This is a genomic window from Pseudomonas sp. LLC-1 (genome assembly GCF_002992185.1).
Classification (GTDB): Bacteria; Pseudomonadota; Gammaproteobacteria; order Pseudomonadales; family Pseudomonadaceae; genus Aquipseudomonas; species Aquipseudomonas monteilii.
On the sequence record NZ_LUVY01000005.1, the window covers coordinates 69653 to 92167 of the forward strand.

General features: G+C 62.5%; 21 protein-coding genes. 13 read left to right on the forward strand and 8 right to left on the reverse strand.

What is annotated here, in order from left to right:
* Positions 1-19: 19 nt before the first annotated feature.
* Positions 20-3850 carry a GGDEF and EAL domain-containing protein gene (locus A0O30_RS03380; RefSeq protein ID WP_105945577.1) on the reverse strand — a complete coding sequence of 1277 codons (3831 nt, stop codon included), beginning with the start codon at positions 3848-3850 and terminating at the stop codon, positions 20-22.
* A gap of 248 nt (positions 3851-4098) precedes the next feature.
* Here A0O30_RS03380 and A0O30_RS03385 point away from each other — a divergent pair, with 248 nt between their 5' ends.
* The 3 genes from A0O30_RS03385 to gdhA all read left to right on the forward strand — a co-directional run bounded on the left by A0O30_RS03385 (position 4099) and on the right by gdhA (position 8037).
* Entirely contained in the window at positions 4099-4506 is a 408-nt protein-coding gene (locus A0O30_RS03385) for a hypothetical protein (protein WP_105945578.1), read from the forward strand.
* Positions 4507-4808: 302 nt separating this feature from the next.
* The gene (gene ettA / locus A0O30_RS03390) at positions 4809-6476 is read left to right on the forward strand and encodes an energy-dependent translational throttle protein EttA (RefSeq protein WP_105945579.1); all 1668 of its coding nucleotides are present in this window, start codon (positions 4809-4811) and stop codon (positions 6474-6476) included.
* 220 nt (positions 6477-6696) lie between these two features.
* Complete coding sequence (gene gdhA, locus A0O30_RS03395; RefSeq protein WP_027609768.1) at positions 6697-8037, forward strand: NADP-specific glutamate dehydrogenase; 1341 nt, start codon at positions 6697-6699, stop codon at positions 8035-8037.
* 130 nt (positions 8038-8167) lie between these two features.
* Here gdhA and A0O30_RS03400 read toward each other — a convergent pair whose 3' ends face one another.
* From A0O30_RS03400 to A0O30_RS03415, 4 genes are all read right to left on the reverse strand, one after another.
* Positions 8168-8665 (reverse strand): GreA/GreB family elongation factor, encoded by a 498-nt coding sequence (locus A0O30_RS03400; protein WP_105945580.1) that lies wholly within the window; start codon positions 8663-8665, stop codon positions 8168-8170.
* A gap of 71 nt (positions 8666-8736) precedes the next feature.
* Positions 8737-9093, reverse strand: a complete 357-nt coding sequence (locus A0O30_RS03405; RefSeq protein WP_105945581.1) for a hypothetical protein — start codon at positions 9091-9093, stop codon at positions 8737-8739.
* A 90-nt stretch (positions 9094-9183) separates the two neighbouring features.
* A complete protein-coding gene (locus A0O30_RS03410; protein WP_105945582.1) occupies positions 9184-11037 on the reverse strand; it encodes a DUF4105 domain-containing protein in 1854 nt (617 codons plus the stop codon).
* A gap of 71 nt (positions 11038-11108) precedes the next feature.
* Positions 11109-11597, reverse strand: coding sequence for a DUF3015 domain-containing protein (locus A0O30_RS03415; protein ID WP_016713355.1), 489 nt, complete (start codon positions 11595-11597; stop codon positions 11109-11111).
* A 251-nt stretch (positions 11598-11848) separates the two neighbouring features.
* On the opposite strand from A0O30_RS03415, the gene A0O30_RS03420 reads away from it, so the two are divergent.
* From A0O30_RS03420 to A0O30_RS03440, 5 genes are all read left to right on the forward strand, one after another.
* A complete protein-coding gene (locus A0O30_RS03420; RefSeq protein WP_019099374.1) occupies positions 11849-14287 on the forward strand; it encodes a Lon protease family protein in 2439 nt (812 codons plus the stop codon).
* Positions 14288-14447: 160 nt separating this feature from the next.
* On the forward strand, positions 14448-14786 hold the full coding sequence (locus A0O30_RS03425; RefSeq protein WP_084297418.1) for a hypothetical protein: 339 nt from the start codon (positions 14448-14450) through the stop codon (positions 14784-14786).
* A 201-nt stretch (positions 14787-14987) separates the two neighbouring features.
* Entirely contained in the window at positions 14988-15476 is a 489-nt protein-coding gene (locus tag A0O30_RS03430) for a TIGR00645 family protein (protein WP_003247486.1), read from the forward strand.
* Between the two features lie 128 nt (positions 15477-15604).
* On the forward strand, positions 15605-15910 hold the full coding sequence (locus tag A0O30_RS03435; RefSeq protein WP_105945583.1) for a DUF6482 family protein: 306 nt from the start codon (positions 15605-15607) through the stop codon (positions 15908-15910).
* Positions 15911-15995: 85 nt separating this feature from the next.
* Positions 15996-16613 (forward strand): FKBP-type peptidyl-prolyl cis-trans isomerase, encoded by a 618-nt coding sequence (locus A0O30_RS03440; RefSeq protein ID WP_016713351.1) that lies wholly within the window; start codon positions 15996-15998, stop codon positions 16611-16613.
* A 135-nt stretch (positions 16614-16748) separates the two neighbouring features.
* On the opposite strand, the gene A0O30_RS03445 is transcribed toward A0O30_RS03440, so the two are convergent.
* The 3 genes from A0O30_RS03445 to A0O30_RS03460 form a co-directional block, all read right to left on the reverse strand.
* Positions 16749-16994, reverse strand: a complete 246-nt coding sequence (locus A0O30_RS03445; protein ID WP_016713350.1) for a hypothetical protein — start codon at positions 16992-16994, stop codon at positions 16749-16751.
* Positions 16995-17078: 84 nt separating this feature from the next.
* The gene (locus tag A0O30_RS03450) at positions 17079-17420 is read right to left on the reverse strand and encodes a zinc ribbon domain-containing protein YjdM (RefSeq protein WP_009686103.1); all 342 of its coding nucleotides are present in this window, start codon (positions 17418-17420) and stop codon (positions 17079-17081) included.
* A gap of 186 nt (positions 17421-17606) precedes the next feature.
* On the reverse strand, positions 17607-18575 hold the full coding sequence (locus A0O30_RS03460; RefSeq protein WP_016713348.1) for a polyprenyl synthetase family protein: 969 nt from the start codon (positions 18573-18575) through the stop codon (positions 17607-17609).
* A gap of 244 nt (positions 18576-18819) precedes the next feature.
* On the opposite strand from A0O30_RS03460, the gene rplU reads away from it, so the two are divergent.
* From rplU to A0O30_RS03485, 5 genes are all read left to right on the forward strand, one after another.
* Positions 18820-19134, forward strand: coding sequence for a 50S ribosomal protein L21 (gene rplU / locus A0O30_RS03465; protein WP_003247466.1), 315 nt, complete (start codon positions 18820-18822; stop codon positions 19132-19134).
* Between the two features lie 38 nt (positions 19135-19172).
* Positions 19173-19430, forward strand: a complete 258-nt coding sequence (gene rpmA / locus A0O30_RS03470; RefSeq protein ID WP_003247464.1) for a 50S ribosomal protein L27 — start codon at positions 19173-19175, stop codon at positions 19428-19430.
* Between the two features lie 188 nt (positions 19431-19618).
* Entirely contained in the window at positions 19619-20845 is a 1227-nt protein-coding gene (gene cgtA / locus A0O30_RS03475; RefSeq protein WP_060500244.1) for an Obg family GTPase CgtA, read from the forward strand.
* An 85-nt stretch (positions 20846-20930) separates the two neighbouring features.
* Positions 20931-22049 carry a glutamate 5-kinase gene (proB, locus tag A0O30_RS03480; protein ID WP_025754691.1) on the forward strand — a complete coding sequence of 373 codons (1119 nt, stop codon included), beginning with the start codon at positions 20931-20933 and terminating at the stop codon, positions 22047-22049.
* Positions 22046-22507, forward strand: a complete 462-nt coding sequence (locus A0O30_RS03485; protein WP_105945585.1) for a CreA family protein — start codon at positions 22046-22048, stop codon at positions 22505-22507. The genes proB and A0O30_RS03485 overlap by 4 nt, the downstream gene beginning before the upstream one ends.
* Positions 22508-22515: the final 8 nt, after the last annotated feature.

Below are 22515 nucleotides of genomic sequence, written 5' to 3' on the forward strand. Positions count from 1 at the left end.
TGAGGGGGCTTTGCCCCCCTCAATGGAACATGAACAGGGTCTCGTTGGAGAACTGCGCCTCGAACTGATGCGCCGGCATCGGCCGCCCGAACAGGTAGCCCTGGACCTCGTCGCAACCATGTTCGCGCAGGAACTCCAGCTGTTCGTGGGTTTCCACACCCTCGGCGATGACCGCCAGGTTGAGGCTGTGGGCCATGGCGATGATCGCCCGGGCAATTTGCGCATCCTGCTCACCTTCGGGCAGGCCGTCGACGAAGGTGCGGTCGATCTTCAGCACGTCGATGGGGAACTGCTTGAGGTAGTTGAGCGACGAGTAACCGGTGCCGAAGTCGTCGACCGCAATGCTCAGGCCGAGGTTCTTCAGGCTGGCAAGAATCTGCAGCGCCTCGTTCACTTCGCGCATCAGGATACTTTCGGTCAGTTCCAGCTCCAGACACGCAGGCGGCAGGCCGCTCTCTTCAAGGATGTTGGCAATGCGCGTGCCCAACTGGCCGTCGGAGAACTGCCGCGCGGAAATGTTCACTGACACCTTGGGCACTCGCACCTTGGCCTTGTGCCAGGCCTTGAGCTGCCGGCTGGCCTCGCGCAGCACCCAGTCGCCCACGTCCACCACCAGGCCCAGTTCCTCGATCACCGGTATGAAGTCGCCCGGTGGCACCAGCCCACGGGTCGGATGGCGCCAGCGCAGCAGCGCTTCGGCACCGGTCAGGCGCTTGCCGTCGCCGCTGAACTGCGGCTGGTAGTAGAGGATGAACTCGTTCTGCTCCATGGCATGACGCAGGTCGCTTTCCAGCTCCAGGCGCTCCAGGGCGCTGGCGTTCATTTCGGCCTGGTAGAACTGGAAGTTGTTCTTGCCGCGTTCCTTGGCGTGGTACATGGCGGTATCGGCGTTTTTCATCAACTGGCTCAGCTCGCCGCCATCCTGCGGGCTGAGGGCGATGCCGATACTGGCGGTGACGAAGAACTCGCGGTTTTCCAGCACGAACGGGCGCACCAGGCTGCCGAGGATGTTCTCGGCCACGTGGATGGCGCGGTTTAGGGCCATCTCGCGGGTGGGGCGCGGTTGCAGCAGCAGGGTGAACTCGTCGCCGCCCATGCGCGCCACGGTGTCGTCGTCATCCACGCAGGCCAGCAGGCGCAGGGCCATGTCCTTGAGCATGCGGTCGCCGGCGGCATGGCCGAGGGAGTCGTTGATCGGCTTGAAACGGTCCAGGTCGAGGAACATCAGCACCACCCAGGCTTTCTGCCGCTCGGCCTGCTGCAGGGCGTTGTACAGGCGGTCCTGGAACAGTGTGCGGTTGGGCAGGTGGGTGAGGGCGTCGTAGTAGGCCAGGCGGTGGATGCGCTGTTCGCTGGCCTTGCGCTCGCTGATGTCGGTGAAGAAGCACACGTAGCTGGCCAGGTCGCCCTCGTCATCGAGTACTGCAGTAATGCCGACCCACGCCGGGTAGTGGTCGCCGTCGCGGCGCTTGAGCCACACCTCGCCTTCCCAGCTGCCGCGCTGGTGCAGCTGCTTGACCACGTAGCGCAGGTGGCCTTCCTGCTGTTCATCGACGGTAAGCATGCCCGGCAGCTGGTCGAGCACTTCACTGACGGCATAACCGCTGACACGGCTGAACGCTTCGTTGGCCTGGACGATATAGCCGGCCGGGTCGGTGATGAGGATCGCCGACGTGGAGTGCTCGAATACCGTCGCGGCCATGCGCAGGTCTTTTTCGGCGCGGCGTTGCTGGCTGATGTCGCGGCCCACGCCAAGCACGCCTTCAAAGCGTTGGTCATCGTCCCACACCAGCACCAGGCGCAGCTCGATCGGGATCTTGCGGCCATCGGCGCGCAGGCAGTCGAACAGGAACAGCTGGGTTGGCAGCTGGCTGCGCAGCTGGGCCAGTTGTGCCGGGTCGCCCATGGCCTTGCTGACGCGTTCCATCAGGCTGTAGATGCCGGTGAGCTGGGCCGGGTTGGCGATGATCGATTGCCAGCCGTTGGCAAAAATCCAGTCAGCCTGGTAGCCCAGCACGCTCTGCACGGAGGGGCTGACATAGTTGAGCTGCAGCAGGCTGTCGGTGGAGAAGATCACATCGCTGATGCTTTCGGCGAGCATGCGGTAGCGCTGTTCGCTGTCGCGCAGTGACTGGCTGGCCTCGATCTGCACCGTCACGTCCTTGCCCACGCCGATGATGCGCGTTACCAGGCCATCGGCGTCACGGGTCAGCACCTGTTCGCGGATGTCGTAGCAGCGCCAGCCGCCATCACGGTGGCGGAAGCGCAGCTGGCAGTGCAGCGGTTGATCATGGCCGTTGTCACGCTGTTGCTGGCGCAATGCCTGGTAGTGCGCGGCATCTTCGGGGTGCAGCAGCAGCTCCCAGAAGCGGTCGCCCATCTGCGCAAGCTCGGTACGGTCGTAACCCAGGGTCTGCCCCAGGTGACGGTTGCTGAAGATCATCCGCTGGCTGATTACGTCTTGCACGTACAGCTGATCGGGCACGGTGCGCACCACGTCCGACCAGAAACTCTCGCGCTCCAGCAACGACAGCTCGACCTGTTTGCGGCTGGTGATGTCGCTGATGCTGAGGATCACGGCCTGGTAGTCGCGGCGCTGCTGCGGCAGGCGCGCCATCAGCCACAGGTGCAACTCGCCACCCAGCGGAGCCGGCAGGCGCACTTCAAGCTCCAGCACCTGGCGTTGTTCGATCAGCGCGTCGATCAGTTGCATGCCGACGCTGTCGCGGCCATCGCCGCTGCCATCGATCAGCCGCTGCCAGGCCCCTTCGTGGCATTCGATGTTCAACAGCTGGCGCGCTACCTGGTTGACCTCGGTAATCTTCAGCTCCAGCAGCAGCGAGCGGCGCAGGTTCGGGTCCAGTGCCAGGCTGTGCCTGAGTGCGGCGTGGTTGCGCAGGTGGTAGCGGTCGAGCTGGCCGGGCAGGCTGGACAGGTCGAGCACGCACAGGGCCACGCCGGTGCCTTCGAAGATTTCCTGGTAGCGCCGGCGGTCTTCCTGCAGCGCGCGCTGGCGGCGGCGCATGTTGATCAGCGCCAACACCGGCAACAGGGCACAGAACAGCACCAACAGGCATTTGCCGATCAGCGCGGGCAGCAATTTTTGCTGGGTCAGCTTGGCGTCGAACAGGCCGCGCAGCTGCCAGGTGCTGTTGTCGATGAAGGCCAGCATCACGCTTTGTAGCGGCTCGTGGCTGGTGTCGGTTGGGGCGTGCTGCTGCAGCACTTCGCCGCTGCGGCTGTTTTCCAGCAGCCACAGCGGATGGCCGCCGCCATCGAGGTGAACGGTGAGCTCGCGGTAGTAGTCCGGTGACAGGCGCAGCAGCCAGTAGCCGCGGTCCTGTTCGGCGGCCTGGCGCAGCAGCAGGTACAAGGTTCGATTGTCGGCCGAATTGGTAAAGAAGTACGGGCGCCCCTGGTTCAGCGTCAGCAGCTCGTCAAGCAACTGGCGGTCCGGGCTGCCTGGCAGGCTGTCGCTGCGCAGCTGCCCGGCGCTGTCCAGCCAGGCCATGCTCTGCAGGGCGGGCAGGCGTTCGCGCAGGGTATCCAGCAGGCTGGGCAGGGCGGCCGGTGTCGGCGCATTGACGTAGGGCTGCACCACGTTCACGGCTTGCTGTGCCTTGAACGCCATGTTCAGGCTCAGGTGGTCGGCCAGCTCTGCGGTGGCGTCCAGGCTTTGTTTGCGCAGGTCGGCCTGGGTGTGGTTGAACTGGGCGAACAGCTGCCACAGCAGCAGGCCCAGCAGGATCAGGGCCAGCAGCGCCAGCGCACCCTTGATCGACCCGCGCAGGGTAGCGGCGGGCGCGTGTGGCGCGGAACGCAATGACGACGGATGAGTAAGGTTGGTCAAGCGTTGATCCTGCGATTGGGCTGGCGATGGCAGGGAAGGATCATGCACGGTGTGTGCCGGTGCCTGGCTGCCGTACCGCGGTGGCGCACTATAAGGCCGGACACCCGAAACCGGCTAGCATGCCTAGGATTATGGCAAAGTGCCAGCCATGTTGACCGATGGTGCCTGCCCGGTGGTTCGGCAAGCCCCTGCAACCTGTGCGAGAATAGCGCCCGCTTCACATGACAACGCATCGGAGATGTTCGGTTTTGGTTACTCACTTTTCCTCCAATGGCCTCGATTCCGCCTGCGGGCGCAGCAGTCAGACCCTTGTCAGCACTGCCGTGACCGAGGACGTATCCTGCAAGTCTTGCCAGCGTTCGCTGAGCAAACCCGAGGCGGCCAACGCCGCCAAAAGCAAGGCCCCGTCGCTGGCTGAACTGCGCAAGACCGCCAAGGCGGCAGCAGAGCCGGCAGTTGCAGTAGCTGCGGCCAACAAGCCTGCAGCCAAGGGGGTCAGCACTGCGCCTGCGGCCGGCAAACCCGCCAAGGTTGGCGAGCAGCAGCCTGCCCGCAGCGGTGGCTTCAGCGTGAAGTCTGCCTGGGCTGCGCGCCTGGCCGAGCAGGGTGACCGTTGCCGGTTGCCGCGTGGCAAGGCCAGGCAGCGCCACGTCTGAGCCATTTTCGGCTGCTGTGCCGGCCCTTTCGCGGCTAAAGCCGCTCCCACAGGTACTGCGTTGCCCTTGAGGGCGGCGATATCTCTGTGGGAGCGGCTTTAGCCGCGAAGGGGCCGGCACAGGCAATACATTTCTTCCAGGGATCACTCCGATCCCAGCCCACCATCGCCCCCTCCTATGCAACGCCGTGCGTTGGCGTAGAATGGTCGACTTTGTTCAACGACACCCAAACACACATCTCCCTGGCGAGCGCGCCGGGGCGATCGTCGATGTCTTTACCTATCTGATTAGAGGGCTTGGTTTTGGCTCAATACGTCTACACCATGCATCGGCTGAGCAAGGTCGTGCCGCCGAAGCGGGAAATTCTCAAGAACATTTCCCTGTCGTTCTTCCCGGGCGCCAAGATTGGCGTGCTCGGCCTGAACGGCGCCGGTAAGTCGACCCTGCTGCGGATCATGGCGGGCGTCGACAAGGAATTCGACGGCGAAGCCCGTCCGATGCCCGACATCAACGTAGGCTACCTGCCGCAGGAACCGCAACTGGACCCTAACAAGTCCGTTCGCGAAGTGGTCGAGGAAGCCGTCAGCGTGATCAAGGATGCCCAGGCGCGCCTGGACGAGGTTTACGCCGCCTACGCCGAACCGGATGCCGACTTCGACAAGCTGGCTGCCGAACAGGCCAAGCTGGAAGCCATTCTGCAAGCCGCCGATGGCCACAACCTGGAGCGCCAGCTGGACGTCGCCGCCGATGCTCTGCGCCTGCCTGCCTGGGATGCCCGCATCGAGCACCTGTCCGGTGGTGAGAAGCGCCGTGTGGCCCTGTGCCGCCTGCTGCTGTCGGCCCCCGACATGCTGCTGCTCGACGAACCAACCAACCACCTGGATGCCGATTCGGTGGCCTGGCTGGAGCGCTTCCTGCACGATTTCCCGGGCACCGTGGTTGCGATTACCCACGACCGTTACTTCCTCGACAACGTCGCCGGCTGGATCCTGGAACTGGACCGCGGCGCCGGCATCCCGTACGAAGGCAACTACTCGGGCTGGCTGGAAGCCAAGTCGGACCGTCTGGCGCAGGAATCCAAGCAGCAGAGCGCCCACGAAAAGGCCATGAAAGAGGAACTGGAGTGGGTGCGTAAAGGCGCCAAGGCTCGCCAGTCCAAATCCAAGGCCCGTCTGCAGCGCTTTGAAGAAATGCAGTCGCAGGAATTCCAGAAGCGCAGCGAAACCAACGAGATCTACATCCCGGCTGGCCCGCGCCTGGGCGACAAGGTCATCGAGTTCAAGAACGTCACCAAAGGCTACGGCGACCGCGTGCTGATCGACAACCTGTCGTTCGCCATGCCTAAAGGCGCCATCGTCGGCGTTATCGGTGGTAACGGTGCCGGTAAGTCGACCCTGTTCCGCATGCTGATGGGCAAGGAGCAGCCGGACTCGGGCAGCATCGAGATCGGTGAAACCGTGCAACTGGCCTGCGTGGACCAGAGCCGTGAAGACCTGGACGGTGCCAAGACCGTGTTCCAGCAGGTTTCCGACGGTTCCGACATGATCCGCATCGGCAACTACGAGATCCCGTCGCGTACCTACGTTGGCCGCTTCAACTTCAAGGGTGGCGACCAGCAGAAGTTCGTCAAGGACCTGTCCGGCGGTGAGCGTGGCCGCCTGCACCTGGCCCTGACCCTGAAGGAGGGCGGCAACGTCCTGCTGCTCGACGAACCGTCCAACGACCTGGACGTTGAAACCCTGCGTTCGCTGGAAGAAGCCCTGCTGGACTTCCCGGGCGCCGCGATCGTGATTTCCCACGACCGTTGGTTCCTGGACCGTGTGGCTACCCACATCCTGGCGTACGAAGACGACTCGAACGTGGTGTTCTTCGAAGGTAACTACACCGAGTACGAAGCCGACCGCAAAAAGCGCCTGGGCGATGCTGCTGCCCAGCCGCACCGTGTACGGCACAAAAAACTGGCCCAGTAAGCCGGTTTGAGTTGCACAAGAATGGGGCTCTGCGGAGCCCCATTTTTGTGCCTTGGTGAAACCTGAAAACGGCTGTTTTGGCAGTAAATTTGTATACACTTACATAAAGCGCACCAAATAATTTCAAAAAAACGACATCACGCCCTATTCCAGTGCGATTGCTTCTTGGTACATTCCTGAAAAAACCAATAAGTCCAAAACCTTCGGTGAGATGTCTACCATGATCGAATCTGTCGACAATTTCCTTGCACGCCTGCAACAGCGTGACCCAGGCCAACCTGAATTCCACCAGGCGGTGGAAGAGGTGCTGCGCACCCTGTGGCCATTCCTTGAAGCCAATCCGCATTACCTGCAATCCGGCATCCTTGAGCGTATGGTCGAGCCGGAGCGTGCTGTGCTGTTCCGCGTCTCCTGGGTCGATGACCAGGGCAAGGTGCAGGTCAACCGCGGCTACCGCATTCAGATGAGCAGCGCCATCGGCCCGTACAAGGGCGGCCTGCGCTTCCACCCGTCGGTGAACCTCAGCGTGCTGAAGTTCCTGGCCTTCGAGCAAGTGTTCAAGAACTCGCTGACCTCGCTGCCCATGGGTGGCGGCAAAGGTGGCTCGGACTTCGACCCGAAAGGCAAGAGCGACGCCGAAGTGATGCGCTTCTGCCAGGCGTTCATGAGCGAGCTGTACCGCCACATCGGCGCTGACTGCGACGTACCTGCTGGTGACATCGGCGTGGGTGCCCGCGAAATCGGCTTCATGTTTGGCCAGTACAAGCGCCTGGCCAACCAGTTCACCTCGGTGCTGACCGGCAAGGGCATGACCTACGGCGGCAGCCTGATCCGCCCTGAAGCCACCGGCTATGGCTGCGTGTACTTCGCTGAAGAAATGCTCAAGCGCCAGGACAAGCGTATCGATGGCTGCCGCGTGGCGATTTCCGGCTCGGGCAACGTGGCCCAGTATGCGGCGCGCAAAGTCATGGACCTGGGCGGCAAGGTGATCTCGCTGTCCGACTCCGAAGGCACCTTGTATGCCGAAGCCGGCCTGACCGACGCCCAGTGGGATGCGGTGATGGAACTGAAGAACGTCAAGCGTGGCCGCATCAGCGAGCTGGCCGGGCAGTTCGGCCTGGAGTTCCGCAAGGGCCAGACCCCGTGGAGCCTGCCGTGCGACATCGCGCTGCCGTGCGCCACGCAGAATGAACTGGGCGCCGAAGACGCCCGCACCCTGCTGCGCAACGGCTGCATCTGCGTGGCCGAAGGTGCCAACATGCCGACCACCCTTGAGGCTGTGGATATCTTCCTGGACGCTGGCATTCTGTACGCCCCGGGCAAGGCCTCCAACGCCGGTGGCGTGGCCGTGTCGGGCCTGGAAATGTCGCAGAACGCCATGCGCCTGCTGTGGACTGCCGGTGAAGTGGACAGCAAGCTGCACAACATCATGCAGTCGATTCACCATGCGTGCGTGCACTACGGTGAAGAGGCGGATGGCCGTATCAACTACGTCAAAGGTGCGAATATCGCAGGCTTCGTGAAAGTGGCCGATGCGATGCTGGCGCAGGGCGTGGTCTGATTCGAGGCTTTTGGGGCTGCTTTGCAGCCCATCGCCGGCAAGCCAGCTCCCACAGGATTACCGCAGCCTTTGAGACCTGTGGTGATCCTGTGGGAGCTGGCTTGCCGGCGATGGGCCGCACAGCGGCCCCTTAGGGTCCAACTTCGATTTCGACCACTTCAATTGCCTGATCCCCCACCGGCCGCCGCCAAACTACCTCATCTCCAGGCCCTGCGCCCAGCAATGCCCGCCCCAACGGCGAGCCCCAGTTAATCAAGCCCCGGCCCGCATCCGCTTCATCCTCGCCCACCAGCTGCACCACCTGTTCCTGATCCTGCGCATCCACAAACCGCACCCGGCTACCAATCTGCACCTTGCTGCGTGAAGTCGCTGCCGGCACCACCTGGGCACTCTGCACCCGCGCACTGAAATAACGCAGGTCCCGCTCGGTCTCGGCCAGGCGCTGTTTGTCGGCACGCTCACCCTGCGCCTGCAGTTCGCTGCGCAGGGCATTCAGTTCGGCCACGCGCGCCTGCAAAAGGCGCAGGCCGTTGGCGGTGACGTAGTTGGGTTGTTCGCTGACGAGGCGCTCGACGGGTGGGTCGGCCTGGTCGGCAGCCTGGTCTTCGTTGACGAATGCTCGGCTCATGCTGGGCCTCCTTGTGCTGAAGACCAGCATGGCAGGCCGTCGGTTTCAAGGGATGTCCGTTTGCGACTGACTTAGTCGTGGCGATAGGCTTTTGCGGCACCGCGATCCTTTTCCTGTTGCCACTCCCGCTCGCGCTCGTCCCAGAAGCGCTCATGGTACTCGCGCTGTTCTTCGCTGTTTTGCATGGCGTGGCACTGGCGAAAGCCGTCGTCCCAGCCGGTTTCATACTGACGCTCGTGCAGATAGCGCGGCACGTCCTTGCGGAAGTTGCCCACCATCAGCCCGGCAGCCTGGCGGCCGCTGCTGCAGCCGTCCTGGAAGCCATCGGCATAGGCAGGCGGATAACCACGGTTGACCATCTGCTCGTGGGTGGTTTCACAACCTGACAGCAACAACGCCATGCACACGCCGAACCAGTACCGCGACATAACCACCCAGCCCTCCAATTGATAATGGAAAGTCTAGGTGGCGATTTGTCGGGGAGCTGTCAAAACGGTGTCAAAGAGTCGATTGGGTCACTAGTAGTGATACCACTTCAGCTCCAGCATCACCTCATTCTGCGCCGTCGCCAGGTGGCTGAACTCGCGTGATGCACTTAACCGCACGCCCACGTTCTGGCTGATCTCCCACTGCTGGTTCAGGCTCACACTGCGGCGGACTTCGCCATTGGTGAAATAGTCGCCTTTGGCCTCCAGCGTCAGGTTGCCCAAGCCGTTTCGCCACAGCAGGCCGCCATTGAAGCCTGCCGCTGGAGCGATGAATTCGGCGAAATCATTGTGATGTTCGACCCGCACGGTGCCCAGAGCAAAGCCCAGCAAACCGTCGGCCAACTGCCAGGTACCCCCGGCGCCACCGTTCACATGGCTGACCAGCACTTCGTCATCATGTTTTCCCGGCACGCGCTCAAGGCCGCCAGCCACCTGCCACGACCAGGGTTTGAGCAACGCGTTGCGCGGCGTCAGCGAGCGGATGGTGGCCAGGTCCAGGCGCTGCACTTGCCAGTCGTTGCCTTCGTACTGGCGCACTTTCAACTGCAGGATCTCGATTTGGGCACCCAGCGGGAAGCCGTAGGCATTGTCGTTGAGGTCGTGATAGGCCATGCGCAGGCCGTACTCGGCGTAGGCGCGGTCTTCACGGGTGCCCACGCCTAACTGCCAGGTACGTGAGTCGTGGCCGTCTTCGGGCAGGCCGGGGCGCTCGATTTGCAGGGGCGGCGGCGGGTTGCCGTTGATTGCCCGCAGCAGCTCGAAGCTGCGCTTCGCCTGCCCGGGGTCGCGTTCCTGGCCATTGGCCCGGTAACGCTCCAGGCGATACGCGGCATCTTGCACGAGCGCTTGCCGTTCGCGGGGCAGGGCCTTGAATTCGGCGCTCTGCAATTGTGCGGTGTCGGCACTCACGGCCAGCACCTGCTGCTTTTCGCCGTGATCCAGTGGCTCGGCGCGGGCCAGCAATTCACGTTCGCGAGAAGGGCGGTATGTCTCGCTGGCGACCAGGCCGGACTGCTTCACGGCCTTCACGGTATCGGTCGGGATGGCGGTCAACGGGAACTGCGAGGTCAGGTCCAGGCTTGGCCGGGCCACTTGCAGCAGCTCCAGCAGGCGGTACGAGCAGTTTTCGTCGAAGAAGAAGTAGTCGAACTGGATCTGCTTCAACTCCCACACATGCTCGACCATGCGCCCGGTTTCTTCGGGGGTGAGGTCCAGCTGGTATTCCCACAGGTCGCGGTTTTCCAGGCTGCGGTATTCGGACAGTTTCTCCTGGTAGGGCATGAGCGCGAACAGCCCCGGGTAGCCGCCCATCAGGCCTTTCCAGGCGTACAGGATGCTGTTGTCACTGCCCTCGATGTACGCACCGAAGTTGATCGCGTAGCTCAGCAGGGTGGTGTCGTCGCTGCGGGTGTTGGACTGGTCGATGCGCAGCAGGGTGTGGCCGAACATGGACGATGGGCTGTTCAGGTAGGCCGCCGGGAAAATCAACGCGGCGCTGTGCGGGTCGATCGACTGATACCAGGTCTTGAATTCCTGGCAATCCGGTTGCGGCAGGCCTTGCAGGCCAAGCTGTTCACGTAGCCAGCGGGTGCGTGCAGGGAATACACACTGGGCGTGCTTGTCGCCGAGGCTGGCCGGGGCATACAGCGCGTCGACCGTGGCTTGCAGCTCCTGGTCAGGGTGGTGTGCGCCGTCCTTGGCAAGGAAGAACGCATCGTCGTCCACATAGCTGCGCCAGCCCCCGAGCTTGGCGGTTTCGTAATGGCCCAGGGCAATCCAGTAAGGGGTGTTGGCCAGTTGCTGGAGACGGCTTTGATCCAGCACGGGCGCGGCATGAACAGGGGCGCAGGCACACAGCGCCAGGGCAGCGAGGCGTTTGAGCATATCGGGCAACTACTTCTTGACGATGCCGAAAAAGGCGAAACCCGCCCCGGGTGGGGCGGGAGCAGCAGGGCTTAGGCCTCGGTAGCGTATTTGGCCAGGCGTGGGTCGTTCTTCAGAACGGCCAGGGTGTTGCTGTGGACAGTTTCAGCAGTGACGTCGGCGCTGGTGAAAATCTGGTTGAAGTGCTGGTGGGCGACCGACTGGAAGTAGCTGCGGTCTTCCGGGGCCACACCGAGGACCACGGCATAGGTGGTCAGCGCTTCACCCTGGCCCATGGCCATGTCTTCGGACAGCTCGTTCATCATGCCGTTCATGGCGAACCACGACTTGCCGCCGTAGGTCAGCGAGGCTTTGGTGGAGCAGCCGTTGGTGCCGGAGGTCATGCCGAAGGTGGCGTTACCGGAGGTGCCGTTGGTGGTGGAGGCCAGGAAGTGTGCCGGCGTGCCGCGCTGGCCTTCGAACAGCATGTTGCCCCAGCCGCAGTTCGGGCCGCCTGGCGCTTCAGCCATGGCGTTCAGCGAGACCACGGTGAACAGAGTACCCAGAAGAATCCGTTTCATAGCATTTGTTCTCTTTGTCTTAACCAAGGGTCAGGGTTTCTGGCAACTCGGTTGCCAGGTCGGGAAAGCATTTCACCCACCCGCGCAGCTTGGAGTTTAGGCACGATCTAAAGGTTGCGTTGTTGATTGCGAAAAATTTGCTGTTACATGACTTGCATGGGCTGCGACATAAAGTCCCGCAGAGCCTTGCAAGGCGCGCGCGGGCAGCGCCAGAATGCTGCGTATCTGCCCCGCCGAAGTAAGGAAACCCAATGCCCGATCCTGTCGCTGCGCGCCTGCGTCTCGCGCCTGAAGCCCTGACCCGGCGTTTCTCACCCGAGCAGTTTGCCTTTACCAATACCGACGATCTGGAGCCGTTTCGCGGAGTCCTGGGCCAGGAGCGTGCTGTCGAGGCCCTGCAGTTTGGTGTGGCCATGCCACGCCCCGGTTACAACGTGTACGTGATGGGCGAGCCGGGTACCGGCCGCTTCTCGTTCGTCAAGCGCTACCTCAAGGCCGAGGGCAAGCGCCAGCAGACCCCGGCTGACTGGGTCTACGTCAACCACTTCGACGACACCCGTGAACCGCGTGCGCTGGAATTGCCTTCCGGCAGCGCCGGGGCGTTCATCGCCGACATGGGCGGGCTGATCGACAACCTGCTGGCCACCTTCCCGGCCGTGTTCGAACACCCGTCGTACCAGCAGAAGAAGGGCGCCATCGACCGTGCCTTCAACCAGCGTTATGACCGCGCCCTGGATGTGATCGAGCGTGCCTCGCTGGAAAAGGACGTAGCGTTGTACCGCGACGCCAGCAACGTTGCCTTCACCCCGATGGCAGACGGCAAGGCGCTGGATGAAGCCGAGTTCGCCCAGTTGCCGGAAGACGTGCGTGAACAATTCCACGAGGACATTGCCCAGCTCGAAGAGCAGTTGAACGAAGAACTGGCCAGCCTGCCGCAATGGAAGCGTGAGTCGAACAACCAGCTGCGCCAGCTGAATGAAGAAACCATTACCCTGGCCTTGCAACCGTTGCTGGCGCCGTTGTCGGAAAAGTATGCCGAGAACGCCGCAGTGTGCGCCTACCTGCAGTCGGTGCAACTGAACCTGCTGCGCACCGTGGTCGAGCAATTGGTCGACGACAGCAAGACCGACGCTGCCGCGCGCAAGCTGCTCGAAGAGCAGTACGCACCCAACCTGGTGGTCGGCCACCATGCTGCCGGTGGTGCGCCGGTCGTGTTCGAGCCGCACCCGACTTACGACAACCTGTTCGGCCGTATTGAATACAGCACCGACCAAGGCGCGCTGTACACCTCGTACCGCCAGCTGCGCCCGGGCGCGTTGCACCGTGCCAACGGCGGTTTCCTGATTCTCGAAGCCGAGAAAATGCTGGGCGAGCCGTTCGTGTGGGATGCGCTCAAGCGTTCCTTGCAGTCGCGCAAGCTGAAGATGGAGTCACCGATCGGTGAACTGGGCCGTGTCGCCACCGTCAGCCTGCAGCCGCAGATGATTCCGCTCAACGTCAAGCTGGTGATTATCGGCTCGCGCCAGCTGTACTACGCCTTGCAGGACCACGACTCGGACTTCCAGGAGATGTTCCGGGTGTTGGTGGACTTCGACGAAGACATGCCGATGGTCGACGAGAACCTGGAGCAATTCGCCCAGCTGTTGCGCACCCGCACCAACGAAGAGGGCATGGCGCCGTTGACCAGTGACGCGGTGGCGCGCCTGGCGACCTACAGCGCCCGCCTGGCAGAGAACCAGTCGCGCCTGTCGGCGCGCATCGGTGACCTGTTCCAGCTGGTCAGCGAAGCCGACTTCATCCGCCAGTTGGCCAGTGACGAAATGACCGACGCCGGGCACATCGAACGTGCGCTCAAGGCCAAGGCCACCCGCACCGGGCGTGTGTCGCAGCGGGTGCTGGACGACATGCTTGCCGGCATCATCCTGATCGACACCGAAGGCGCGGCCATTGGCAAGTGCAACGGCCTGACCGTGCTGGAAGTGGGCGACTCGGCGTTCGGTATGCCGGCGCGCATCTCGGCCACCGTCTACCCGGGCGGCAGCGGCATCGTCGACATTGAGCGCGAGGTCAACCTGGGCCAGCCGATTCACTCCAAGGGGGTGATGATCCTGACCGGTTACCTGGGTAGCCGCTATGCCCAGGAGTTCCCGCTGGCGATTTCCGCGAGCATCGCGCTGGAGCAGTCTTACGGCTATGTGGACGGTGACAGCGCCTCGCTGGGCGAAGCCTGTACGCTGATTTCGGCCTTGTCGCGCACGCCGCTCAAGCAGTGCTTTGCCATCACCGGCTCGATCAACCAGTTTGGCGAAGTGCAGGCAGTGGGAGGGGTGAACGAGAAGATCGAGGGCTTCTTCCGCCTTTGCGAGGCCCGTGGCCTGACCGGTGAGCAGGGGGTGATCATTCCGCGTGCCAACGTTGCCACCCTGATGCTCGACGAGCGCGTGCTTCAGGCGGTGGAGAACGGCATGTTCCACGTCTACGCGGTCAGCCAGGCCGATGAGGCGCTGAGCCTGCTGGTGGGCGAGGAGGCCGGGGTGCTCGATGACAACGGCCAGTTCACCGAGGGCAGCGTCAATGCCCGGGTGGTGGAACGCCTGCGCGAAATCGCCGAAATGATCAGCGAGGAAGAAATCGAGAAGGCAGAAAAGGAACGCCTCGAAGAGGTGATTGCCCAGGCCAAACCGGCCTGAGTCAATAAACCGGCGCTAGCGGCGAAGTGCTACCGTTCAGCGCCGGTTTTCCATCTTTCTGTACGGTTCTTCTATGCTGGAACTTAAGGACGGTACAGCGTTCAGGATGGAAACAGCCTGAGGTACAGGCTGAACAAGGCTCTTTGGAGGGGACGCGGCCATGCGCAACCTCAGCCTCACACGCCAGTGCCTGGGCCTGGTGACCCGCATCGAATGCAGCATCCGCCCACTGGCTGGGGACAACGGCATGTGGACGCTGCTGTTTGCCGCCGGCATGGCCGGTGAACAACCCTCTGCGATCAAGGCTCAAGGGCCTTTCCATGGGCCGCTTGTGGCCGAATCGGTGCTCAATGCCATTGTCGACAGCCTGACCTTGCACGGGTACCAGGTGGCCGAGGACCCGCAGATCTGGTGCCTGCACCTGCAGGCGCAGTTGCGCAAGATCAATGGCGAGCGGTGTCGGAACCTGGGGGATTACCAGTTTCATCCTGAGACCTGAATCACCTTCACCGGCCTCATCGCCGGCAAGCCAGCTCCCACAGGTATAGCGCTGTGCCTGAGATTTGCGCTGTACCTGTGGGAGCTGGCTTGCCGGCGATGGGCTGCAAAGCAGCCCCCATTCACCGGGCTTTTGCTGTAACAGGTGGCTGGCTATACTCGCGGTCGTTTTTCCAGTCACCTGACGAGTCCCAAACTTTCCATGGAACGTATTCTCGAAAATGCGATGTATGCCTCGCGCTGGCTGCTCGCACCCATCTACTTCGGCCTGTCCCTCGGCCTGCTGGCCCTGGCGCTGAAATTCTTCCAGGAAGTGGTCCACGTCCTGCCTAACGTCTTCGCCCTGAGCGAGGCCGACCTGATTCTGGTGATCCTGTCGCTGATCGACATGTCGCTGGTGGGCGGCCTGTTGGTGATGGTGATGATTTCCGGCTACGAGAACTTCGTCTCGCAACTGGATATCGACGAGAGCAAAGAGAAGCTCAACTGGCTGGGCAAGATGGACTCTTCGTCGCTGAAGATGAAGGTTGCTGCGTCGATCGTGGCGATTTCGTCCATTCACTTGTTGCGGGTGTTCATGGATGCGCAGAACATCTCCACCGATTACCTGATGTGGTACGTGATTATCCACATGACCTTCGTGGTGTCGGCATTCTGCATGGGCTACCTGGACAAGCTGACCAAGCACTGAGCCAGATAGCTGTTGGCGCCGCCCGTCCGTTGCAAAACGGACGGGCGGTGTTGTTTCTGGCTTGTGCTTTCAGCCAGCCTGTACAAAAAATGAGCTCTCATGCGTGGTTCCCGTCGCGAGGTGCTCTCATGAACCTGCATCAGCTCAATACCGAGGCCAGGGCTGGCCATGTCGATGAACTGAACCTGATCGCCATCGAAGGCGGTGATTACCTGCTTGAGGCCCGGGTCAAAGGCCGTGCCCACCCCTTGTCCGACACCCGTGGTGAGCGCTTGCGTGTGCACTCGGTGGAGGATGCGCGCAACTTGCTGCAAACCATCCCCATGGTTTCGATGAACCTGGTGCACTGGTCGGTGCAAGATGAAATGTGCGGCATGGGCACGCACCCGGAAGAAGACCTGAAGGTGCCGATTTCCCAGCGTTCGGCCTGGTAGCTGCTCGCAGCGCCCCAGTGTGCTAGGCTGCTCGCCCTTTTCATCAAGGGCGCGGCTGCACTGCGCCCTGCAGTGGAGCACGACAATGTCCGAACTCAACCTGTCCACCGACGAAACCCGCGTCAGCTACGGCATCGGCCGTCAGCTGGGCGGCCAGCTGCGCGACAACCCGCCACCAGGCGTCAGCCTGGAGGCCATCCTGGCCGGCCTGACCGATGCCTTCAACGGCGCCGACAGCCGCGTCAGCGAAGCCGACCTGTCGGCCAGCTTCAAGGTCATCCGTGACGTGATGCAAGCCGAAGCCGCAGCCAAGGCCGAAGCCGCTGCTGCCGCTGGCAAAGAATTCCTGGTCGAGAACGCCAAGCGCGAAGGCATCACCACCCTGGCGTCGGGCCTGCAGTTCGAAGTGCTGACCGCCGGTGAAGGCGCCAAGCCGACCCGCGAAGACAACGTGCGCACGCACTACCACGGCACCCTGATCGACGGCACTGTGTTCGACAGCTCCTACGACCGTGGTCAGCCGGCTGAATTCCCGGTAGGCGGCGTGATCGCGGGCTGGACCGAAGCCCTGCAGCTGATGAACGCAGGCAGCAAATGGCGCCTGTACGTGCCAAGCGAGCTGGCTTACGGCGCCCAAGGCGTTGGCAGCATCCCGCCGCACAGCGTGCTGGTGTTCGACGTCGAGCTGCTCGACGTTCTGTAATACCGCTGGGGCCGCTTTGCGGCCCTGTCGCGACACAAGGCCGCTCCTACAGGGACATGCGATACCTCATGGGTATGCGTTCTCTGTAGGAGCGGCCTTGTGTCGCGATCGAGGGCGAAGCCCTCGCTAGGGCCATCAGTTCCAGTCTGTTCCCGCCGGGCGCAACGCCCGCGCATAGCAGAACAGAAACAGGTTCCGCACCAGCTCCTTGAGCACCCCCGGTTCACTCGAATTCAGCCCGCTCATGTCCAGGTCGCCCTGGTCACGCAGTTCATCGAGTGCTTCTTCTTCAAGCACCGCGCACACTTCGCCGGTTTCCCGATGAAGAATGCGCAGGTAGGGGTGAGGGCGGTCCAGCCAGGCGTCGATCAGATAAGTCATGGCTATTCTCCTTGGATAGCAGTCCCAATGAGAATAATTCTTATTATCTAAATAGCAAGCGCCAATTGGCAGATTTTTGTGTAATCAGACTTTGCGGACGAACTCGGACTTCAGCTTCATGGCGCCGATGCCGTCGATTTTGCAGTCGATGTCGTGGTCGCCGTCGCACAGGCGGATGTTCTTGACCTTGGTGCCGACCTTGACCACCAGGGACGAGCCCTTGACCTTGAGGTCCTTGATCACGGTGACGGTGTCGCCGTCCTGCAGGATGTTGCCGACCGAATCCTTTTTCACCACCTCGTCGCTGGCCGCCTCGGCATCGCCGCTGGCCGACCATTCGTGGGCGCATTCAGGGCAGATCAGCTGAGTGCCATCCTCATAGGTGTATTCGGAGTTGCATTTAGGGCAGGGTGGCAGAGTGCTCACTTCGGTTCCTCAAACAAACAGACGGGCGGTTAAAGGCCTGCATTGTAAAAGGTATTTTTCCAGAAGGGATTATGTCCGGACAAAAGCATCGCGGGCAAACCCGCTCTCACAGGATCTGCGCCACCTTTGAGGCTTGCGCTATTCCTGTGGGAGCGGGCTTGCCCGCGAAGAAGGCGACTCGGTCTGTCAGTGAGTACGTGCGACCGCAAACTCGCTCAGCTCAACCAGCGCATCCCGGTATTCGCTGGCCGGCAGCACTTCGAGGCACTCGATGGCACGCTTCACGTAATCACGGGCCAGCTCTGCGGTGTACTTCAGCGCCCCCGATTCCTCGACGGCCACGCGAATCTGCTCAAGGTCCTCCAGGCCACCTTTCTGAATCGCCTGGCGCACCAGTGCAGCCTGTTCGGCAGTGCCTTCACGCATGGTGTAGATCAGCGGCAGGGTAGGCTTGCCTTCAGCCAGGTCGTCACCCACGTTCTTGCCCAGGGTTTGCGAGTCGCCTTTATAGTCCAGCAGGTCGTCGACCAGCTGGAAGGCCACACCCAGGTGGTCACCGAAGGTGCGCAGGGCTTCGCGCTGTTCGTCTGTCGCTTCGGCCAGCGCGGCAGCGCTGTGGGTCGAGGCTTCGAAGAGCATCGCGGTCTTGCCGCGGATGACTTCCATGTAGACTTCTTCGGTGGTGCTGGCATCGCGTACTCGCGACAGCTGCAGCACTTCACCCTCGGCAATCACACGGGTGGCCTTGGACAGGATCTGCATGACCGGCATCGAGCCCAGCTCGACCATCATTTCGAACGAGCGCGAATAAAGGAAGTCGCCCACCAGCACGCTTGGCGCGTTACCCCACAGGGCATTGGCGGTGGAGCGGCCGCGGCGCATGCCGGACATGTCGACCACGTCGTCGTGCAGCAGGGTGGCGGTGTGCAGGAATTCGATGGTGGCGGCCAGCAGGCGCAGGTCGTCGCCTTCGCGGCCCAGGGCTTTGCCGCACAGCAGCACCAGCAGGGGGCGCAGGCGCTTGCCACCGGCGGACGTGATATAGTCGCCGATCTTCGATACCAGCGGCACGCGCGAGGTCAGCTGCTTCTTGATGATCTCGTCGACGGCGCTGAAATCATCAGCCACCGCACGGTAGAAGGTTTGGGGTTGCATCGGCTGCTCCAGTGAGGTTGCGCGGCATGCTAGGTCGCAGGTCCCGGTGTGTCAAGGCGCGGTGCCCGCTGGCCGGGGGCGGCACTTGCAAGCAAAACCCGGGTTGCGTACAATCGCGCACCCTAACTTCCTGGGCAGCACCTGCCTTACGCAATTGCACCGGGCCGTTCCAGCCCCATGCAGCCATGCCAGCCAATACTCATCATATAAAGCGCTGGGTGAGCAGGATTATCGGAGAAATACCATGTCTTACGCAGTAATCGTTACCGGCGGCAAGCAGTACAAAGTCGCTGAAGGTGAATTCCTCAAGATCGAAAAACTGGAAGTCGCCACTGGCGAATCCGTGACTTTCGATCGCGTTCTGCTGGTCGCCAACGGTGAAGAAGTCACCATCGGCGCTCCAGTTGTTGCTGGCGCTAAAGTAGTGGCTGAAGTTGTTTCGCAAGGCCGCCACGACAAGGTTCGCATCATCAAGTTCCGTCGTCGTAAGCACCACATGAAGCGTATGGGCCACCGCCAGTGGTTCACCGAGATCAAAATCACCGGCATCCAGGCTTAATCCCCTAGATCCCCTGAATTTATTTGGAGAATTGAACCATGGCTCACAAGAAGGCTGGTGGTAGTACTCGTAACGGTCGCGACTCAGAATCTAAACGCCTTGGCGTGAAGATGTATGGCGGCCAGGTTATCAAGCCAGGCAACATCATCGTCCGTCAGCGCGGTACTGAATTCCACGCTGGCTACGGCGTTGGCATGGGCAAGGACCACACCTTGTTCGCCAAGATCGAAGGCGTGATCAAGTTCGAGAAAAAAGGCGAGTTCATGCGCCGTTACGTGAGCATCGTCGCCGCTTAATCGCGACGTCGCTCCAGAAGCCCCGTCATGCGACGGGGCTTTTTCGTTTGTGGTGAGCCTCTTGCAAAGCTGTTTGTCTGGGTTGCCGGCGTTGGTTTCTACGGTCGTACGGGGCCGCCGCGCTCATTTTTGCAAGAGCCTCATGTTTTTGAGTCATTCAGCTCGTCTGCCGACGAGAGGCGGTTTTAATGAAGTTTGTTGACGAAGTATCCATTCGGGTCAAGGCCGGTGACGGCGGCAACGGTTGCATGAGCTTCCGTCGCGAAAAATTCATCGAGAACGGTGGCCCCAACGGCGGTGACGGTGGCGACGGCGGCTCGGTGTACATGGTCGCTGACGAAAACCTCAACACCCTGGTCGACTATCGCTACACCCGTCACCACGAGGCCCAGCGCGGCGCCAACGGCGGCAGCACCGACTGCACCGGCAAGAAAGGCGACGACCTGTTCCTGCGTGTGCCGGTCGGCACCACCGTGATCGACGCTTCCACCCAGGAAGTGATCGGTGACCTGGTGACCCCGGGCCAGAAGCTGATGGTCGCCCAAGGCGGCTGGCACGGCCTGGGCAACACCCGCTTCAAGTCCAGCACCAACCGTGCACCGCGCCAGACCACCCCGGGTAAACCAGGTGACCAGCGCGACCTGAAGATGGAAATGAAAGTGCTGGCCGACGTGGGCCTGCTGGGCCTGCCGAACGCCGGTAAGAGCACCTTCATTCGCTCGGTTTCCGCCGCCAAGCCGAAAGTGGCCGACTACCCGTTCACCACCCTGGTACCGAACCTGGGCGTGGTCAGCGTCGACCGCTGGAAGAGCTTCGTCATCGCCGACATCCCCGGCCTGATCGAAGGTGCTTCCGACGGTGCCGGCCTGGGTATCCGCTTCCTCAAGCACCTGGCGCGTACCCGCGTGCTGCTGCACCTGGTCGACATGGCGCCGCTGGACGAAAGCAGCCCGGCCGATGCCGCCGAAGTGATCGTCAACGAGCTGACCCGCTTCAGCCCGTCGCTGGCCGAGCGTGAGCGCTGGCTGGTGCTGAACAAGGCCGACATGGTCATGGAAGACGAGCGCGACGCGCGCGTTCAGGAAGTGGTCGAGCGCCTGCAGTGGGAAGGCCCGGTCTACGTGATTTCGGCCATCTCCAAGCAGGGCACCGAAAAACTCAGCCACGACCTGATGCGCTACCTCGAAGACCGCGCCGACCGCCTGGCCAACGACCCGGCCTACGCCGAAGAACTGGCCGACCTCGACCAGCGTATCGAGGACGAAGCCCGTGCCCAGCTGCAGGCCTTGGACGACGCGCGTACCCTGCGCCGTACCGGCGTCAAGAGCGTGCACGACATCGGCGACGATGACGGTTGGGACGATGATTTCGAGGACGACGAAGACGGCCCGGAAATCATTTACGTGCGCGACTGATCGGTTGCAGTACACTAAACGCCGCTCTCTGGAGCGGCGTTTTTGTATCCACGGTATCTACAGATTCGACATAGGTTGGAAGAAGATGCGAAGCAAGGTGACGGGCGCCAAGCGCTGGGTCGTGAAGATTGGCAGTGCTCTGCTGACCGCCGATGGCAAGGGCCTCGACCGCGGTGCCATGGCCGTTTGGGTCGAGCAGATGGTCGCGCTGCGTGAGGCAGGCGTGGAGTTGGTACTGGTCTCTTCCGGGGCCGTGGCTGCCGGCATGAGCCAGCTGGGCTGGACCACGCGACCGAGCGCGATGAACGAGCTGCAGGCGGCTGCCTCACTCGGCCAGATGCGCCTGGTGCAGGCGTGGGAGTCGAGCTTCGGCGAGCACGGCAAGCACACCGCGCAGATCCTGCTAACCCATGACGACCTGTCCGACCGCAAGCGTTACCTGAACGCCCGCAGCACCCTGCGCACGCTGGTCGACCTGGGCGTGGTGCCGGTGATCAACGAAAACGACACCGTGGTCACCGACGAGATCCGTTTCGGCGACAACGACACCCTGGCGGCGCTGGTGGCCAACCTGGTCGAGGCCGACCTGCTGGTGATCCTCACCGACCGCGATGGCATGTTCGACGCCGACCCGCGCAACAACCCCGAAGCCCAGCTGATTTACGAAGCCCGCGCCGACGACCCGTCGCTGGACGCCGTGGCCGGTGGCACCGGTGGTGCGCTGGGCCGTGGCGGCATGCAGACCAAGCTGCGCGCTGCGCGCCTGGCTGCCCGTTCCGGTGCCCACACCATCATCATTGGTGGCCGCATCGAGCGCGTGCTGGACCGCCTCAAGGCGGGCGAGCGCCTGGGGACTCTGCTGTCGCCCGAGCGCGGCATGCTGGCTGCACGCAAGCAGTGGCTGGCCGGTCACCTGCAAACCCGTGGCACCCTGGTGCTGGACGCCGGTGCCGTGCAGGCGCTGCGCCAGGCCAACAAGAGCTTGCTGCCGGTTGGCGTGAAGACGGTGCAGGGTAGTTTCCGCCGTGGCGAGATGGTGGTGTGCGTCGGCCCGGACGGTCTGGAAGTGGCGCGCGGGTTGGCCAACTACAGTGCCCTGGAAGCGCAGAAGATCATTGGTCAGCCGTCCGATGCCATCGAAAGCCTGCTGGGCTACAGCGCCGAGCCGGAGCTGGTGCACCGCGACAACCTGGTGCTGGTATGAGCCTGTTCAAGCGGGTGATCGGCGTGATAGCGCTGGTGCTGCCAATGCTGGCCGGGGCCGAGGAAATCGGCCAGGTGTCCACCGTGTTCAAGTTCCTCGGGCCGAACGACCGCATCGTGGTCGAGGCGTTCGACGACCCCAAGGTCGAGGGCGTGACCTGCTACCTGTCGCGGGCCAAGACAGGCGGTGTGAAGGGTGGGTTGGGGCTGGCCGAGGACCGTGCGGAGGCATCGATTGCTTGCCGTCAGGTTGGGCCGATCAACTTCAAGGGTGAGTTGAAAGACGGCGAGGAGGTGTTCAAGGAGCGCACCTCGCTGGTGTTCAAGACCATGCAGGTGGTGCGCTTCCTGGACAAGAAGCGCAATACGCTGGTGTACCTGGTATACAGCGACCGCATGATCGAGGGCAGCCCGCAGAATGCGGTGACTGCGATACCGATCTTGCCTTGGGCGCATTGATAGCCTGG

Bases quoted from the DNA above. Each gene is read 5' to 3' on its own strand.
- A0O30_RS03440 (WP_016713351.1), top strand. From the start codon at position 15,996: ATGTCCGAACTCAACCTGTCCACCGACGAAACCCGCGTCAGCTACGGC.
- rplU (WP_003247466.1), top strand. From the start codon at position 18,820: ATGTCTTACGCAGTAATCGTTACCGGCGGCAAGCAGTACAAAGTCGCT.
- A0O30_RS03460 (WP_016713348.1), bottom strand. From the start codon at position 18,575: ATGCAACCCCAAACCTTCTACCGTGCGGTGGCTGATGATTTCAGCGCC.
- A0O30_RS03430 (WP_003247486.1), top strand. From the start codon at position 14,988: ATGGAACGTATTCTCGAAAATGCGATGTATGCCTCGCGCTGGCTGCTC.
- cgtA (WP_060500244.1), top strand. From the start codon at position 19,619: ATGAAGTTTGTTGACGAAGTATCCATTCGGGTCAAGGCCGGTGACGGC.
- A0O30_RS03415 (WP_016713355.1), bottom strand. From the start codon at position 11,597: ATGAAACGGATTCTTCTGGGTACTCTGTTCACCGTGGTCTCGCTGAAC.
- A0O30_RS03410 (WP_105945582.1), bottom strand. From the start codon at position 11,037: ATGCTCAAACGCCTCGCTGCCCTGGCGCTGTGTGCCTGCGCCCCTGTT.
- A0O30_RS03400 (WP_105945580.1), bottom strand. From the start codon at position 8,665: ATGAGCCGAGCATTCGTCAACGAAGACCAGGCTGCCGACCAGGCCGAC.
- A0O30_RS03435 (WP_105945583.1), top strand. From the start codon at position 15,605: ATGAACCTGCATCAGCTCAATACCGAGGCCAGGGCTGGCCATGTCGAT.
- A0O30_RS03485 (WP_105945585.1), top strand. From the start codon at position 22,046: ATGAGCCTGTTCAAGCGGGTGATCGGCGTGATAGCGCTGGTGCTGCCA.
- rpmA (WP_003247464.1), top strand. From the start codon at position 19,173: ATGGCTCACAAGAAGGCTGGTGGTAGTACTCGTAACGGTCGCGACTCA.
- A0O30_RS03420 (WP_019099374.1), top strand. From the start codon at position 11,849: ATGCCCGATCCTGTCGCTGCGCGCCTGCGTCTCGCGCCTGAAGCCCTG.
- proB (WP_025754691.1), top strand. From the start codon at position 20,931: ATGCGAAGCAAGGTGACGGGCGCCAAGCGCTGGGTCGTGAAGATTGGC.
- A0O30_RS03425 (WP_084297418.1), top strand. From the start codon at position 14,448: ATGCGCAACCTCAGCCTCACACGCCAGTGCCTGGGCCTGGTGACCCGC.
- gdhA (WP_027609768.1), top strand. From the start codon at position 6,697: ATGATCGAATCTGTCGACAATTTCCTTGCACGCCTGCAACAGCGTGAC.
- A0O30_RS03445 (WP_016713350.1), bottom strand. From the start codon at position 16,994: ATGACTTATCTGATCGACGCCTGGCTGGACCGCCCTCACCCCTACCTG.
- A0O30_RS03405 (WP_105945581.1), bottom strand. From the start codon at position 9,093: ATGTCGCGGTACTGGTTCGGCGTGTGCATGGCGTTGTTGCTGTCAGGT.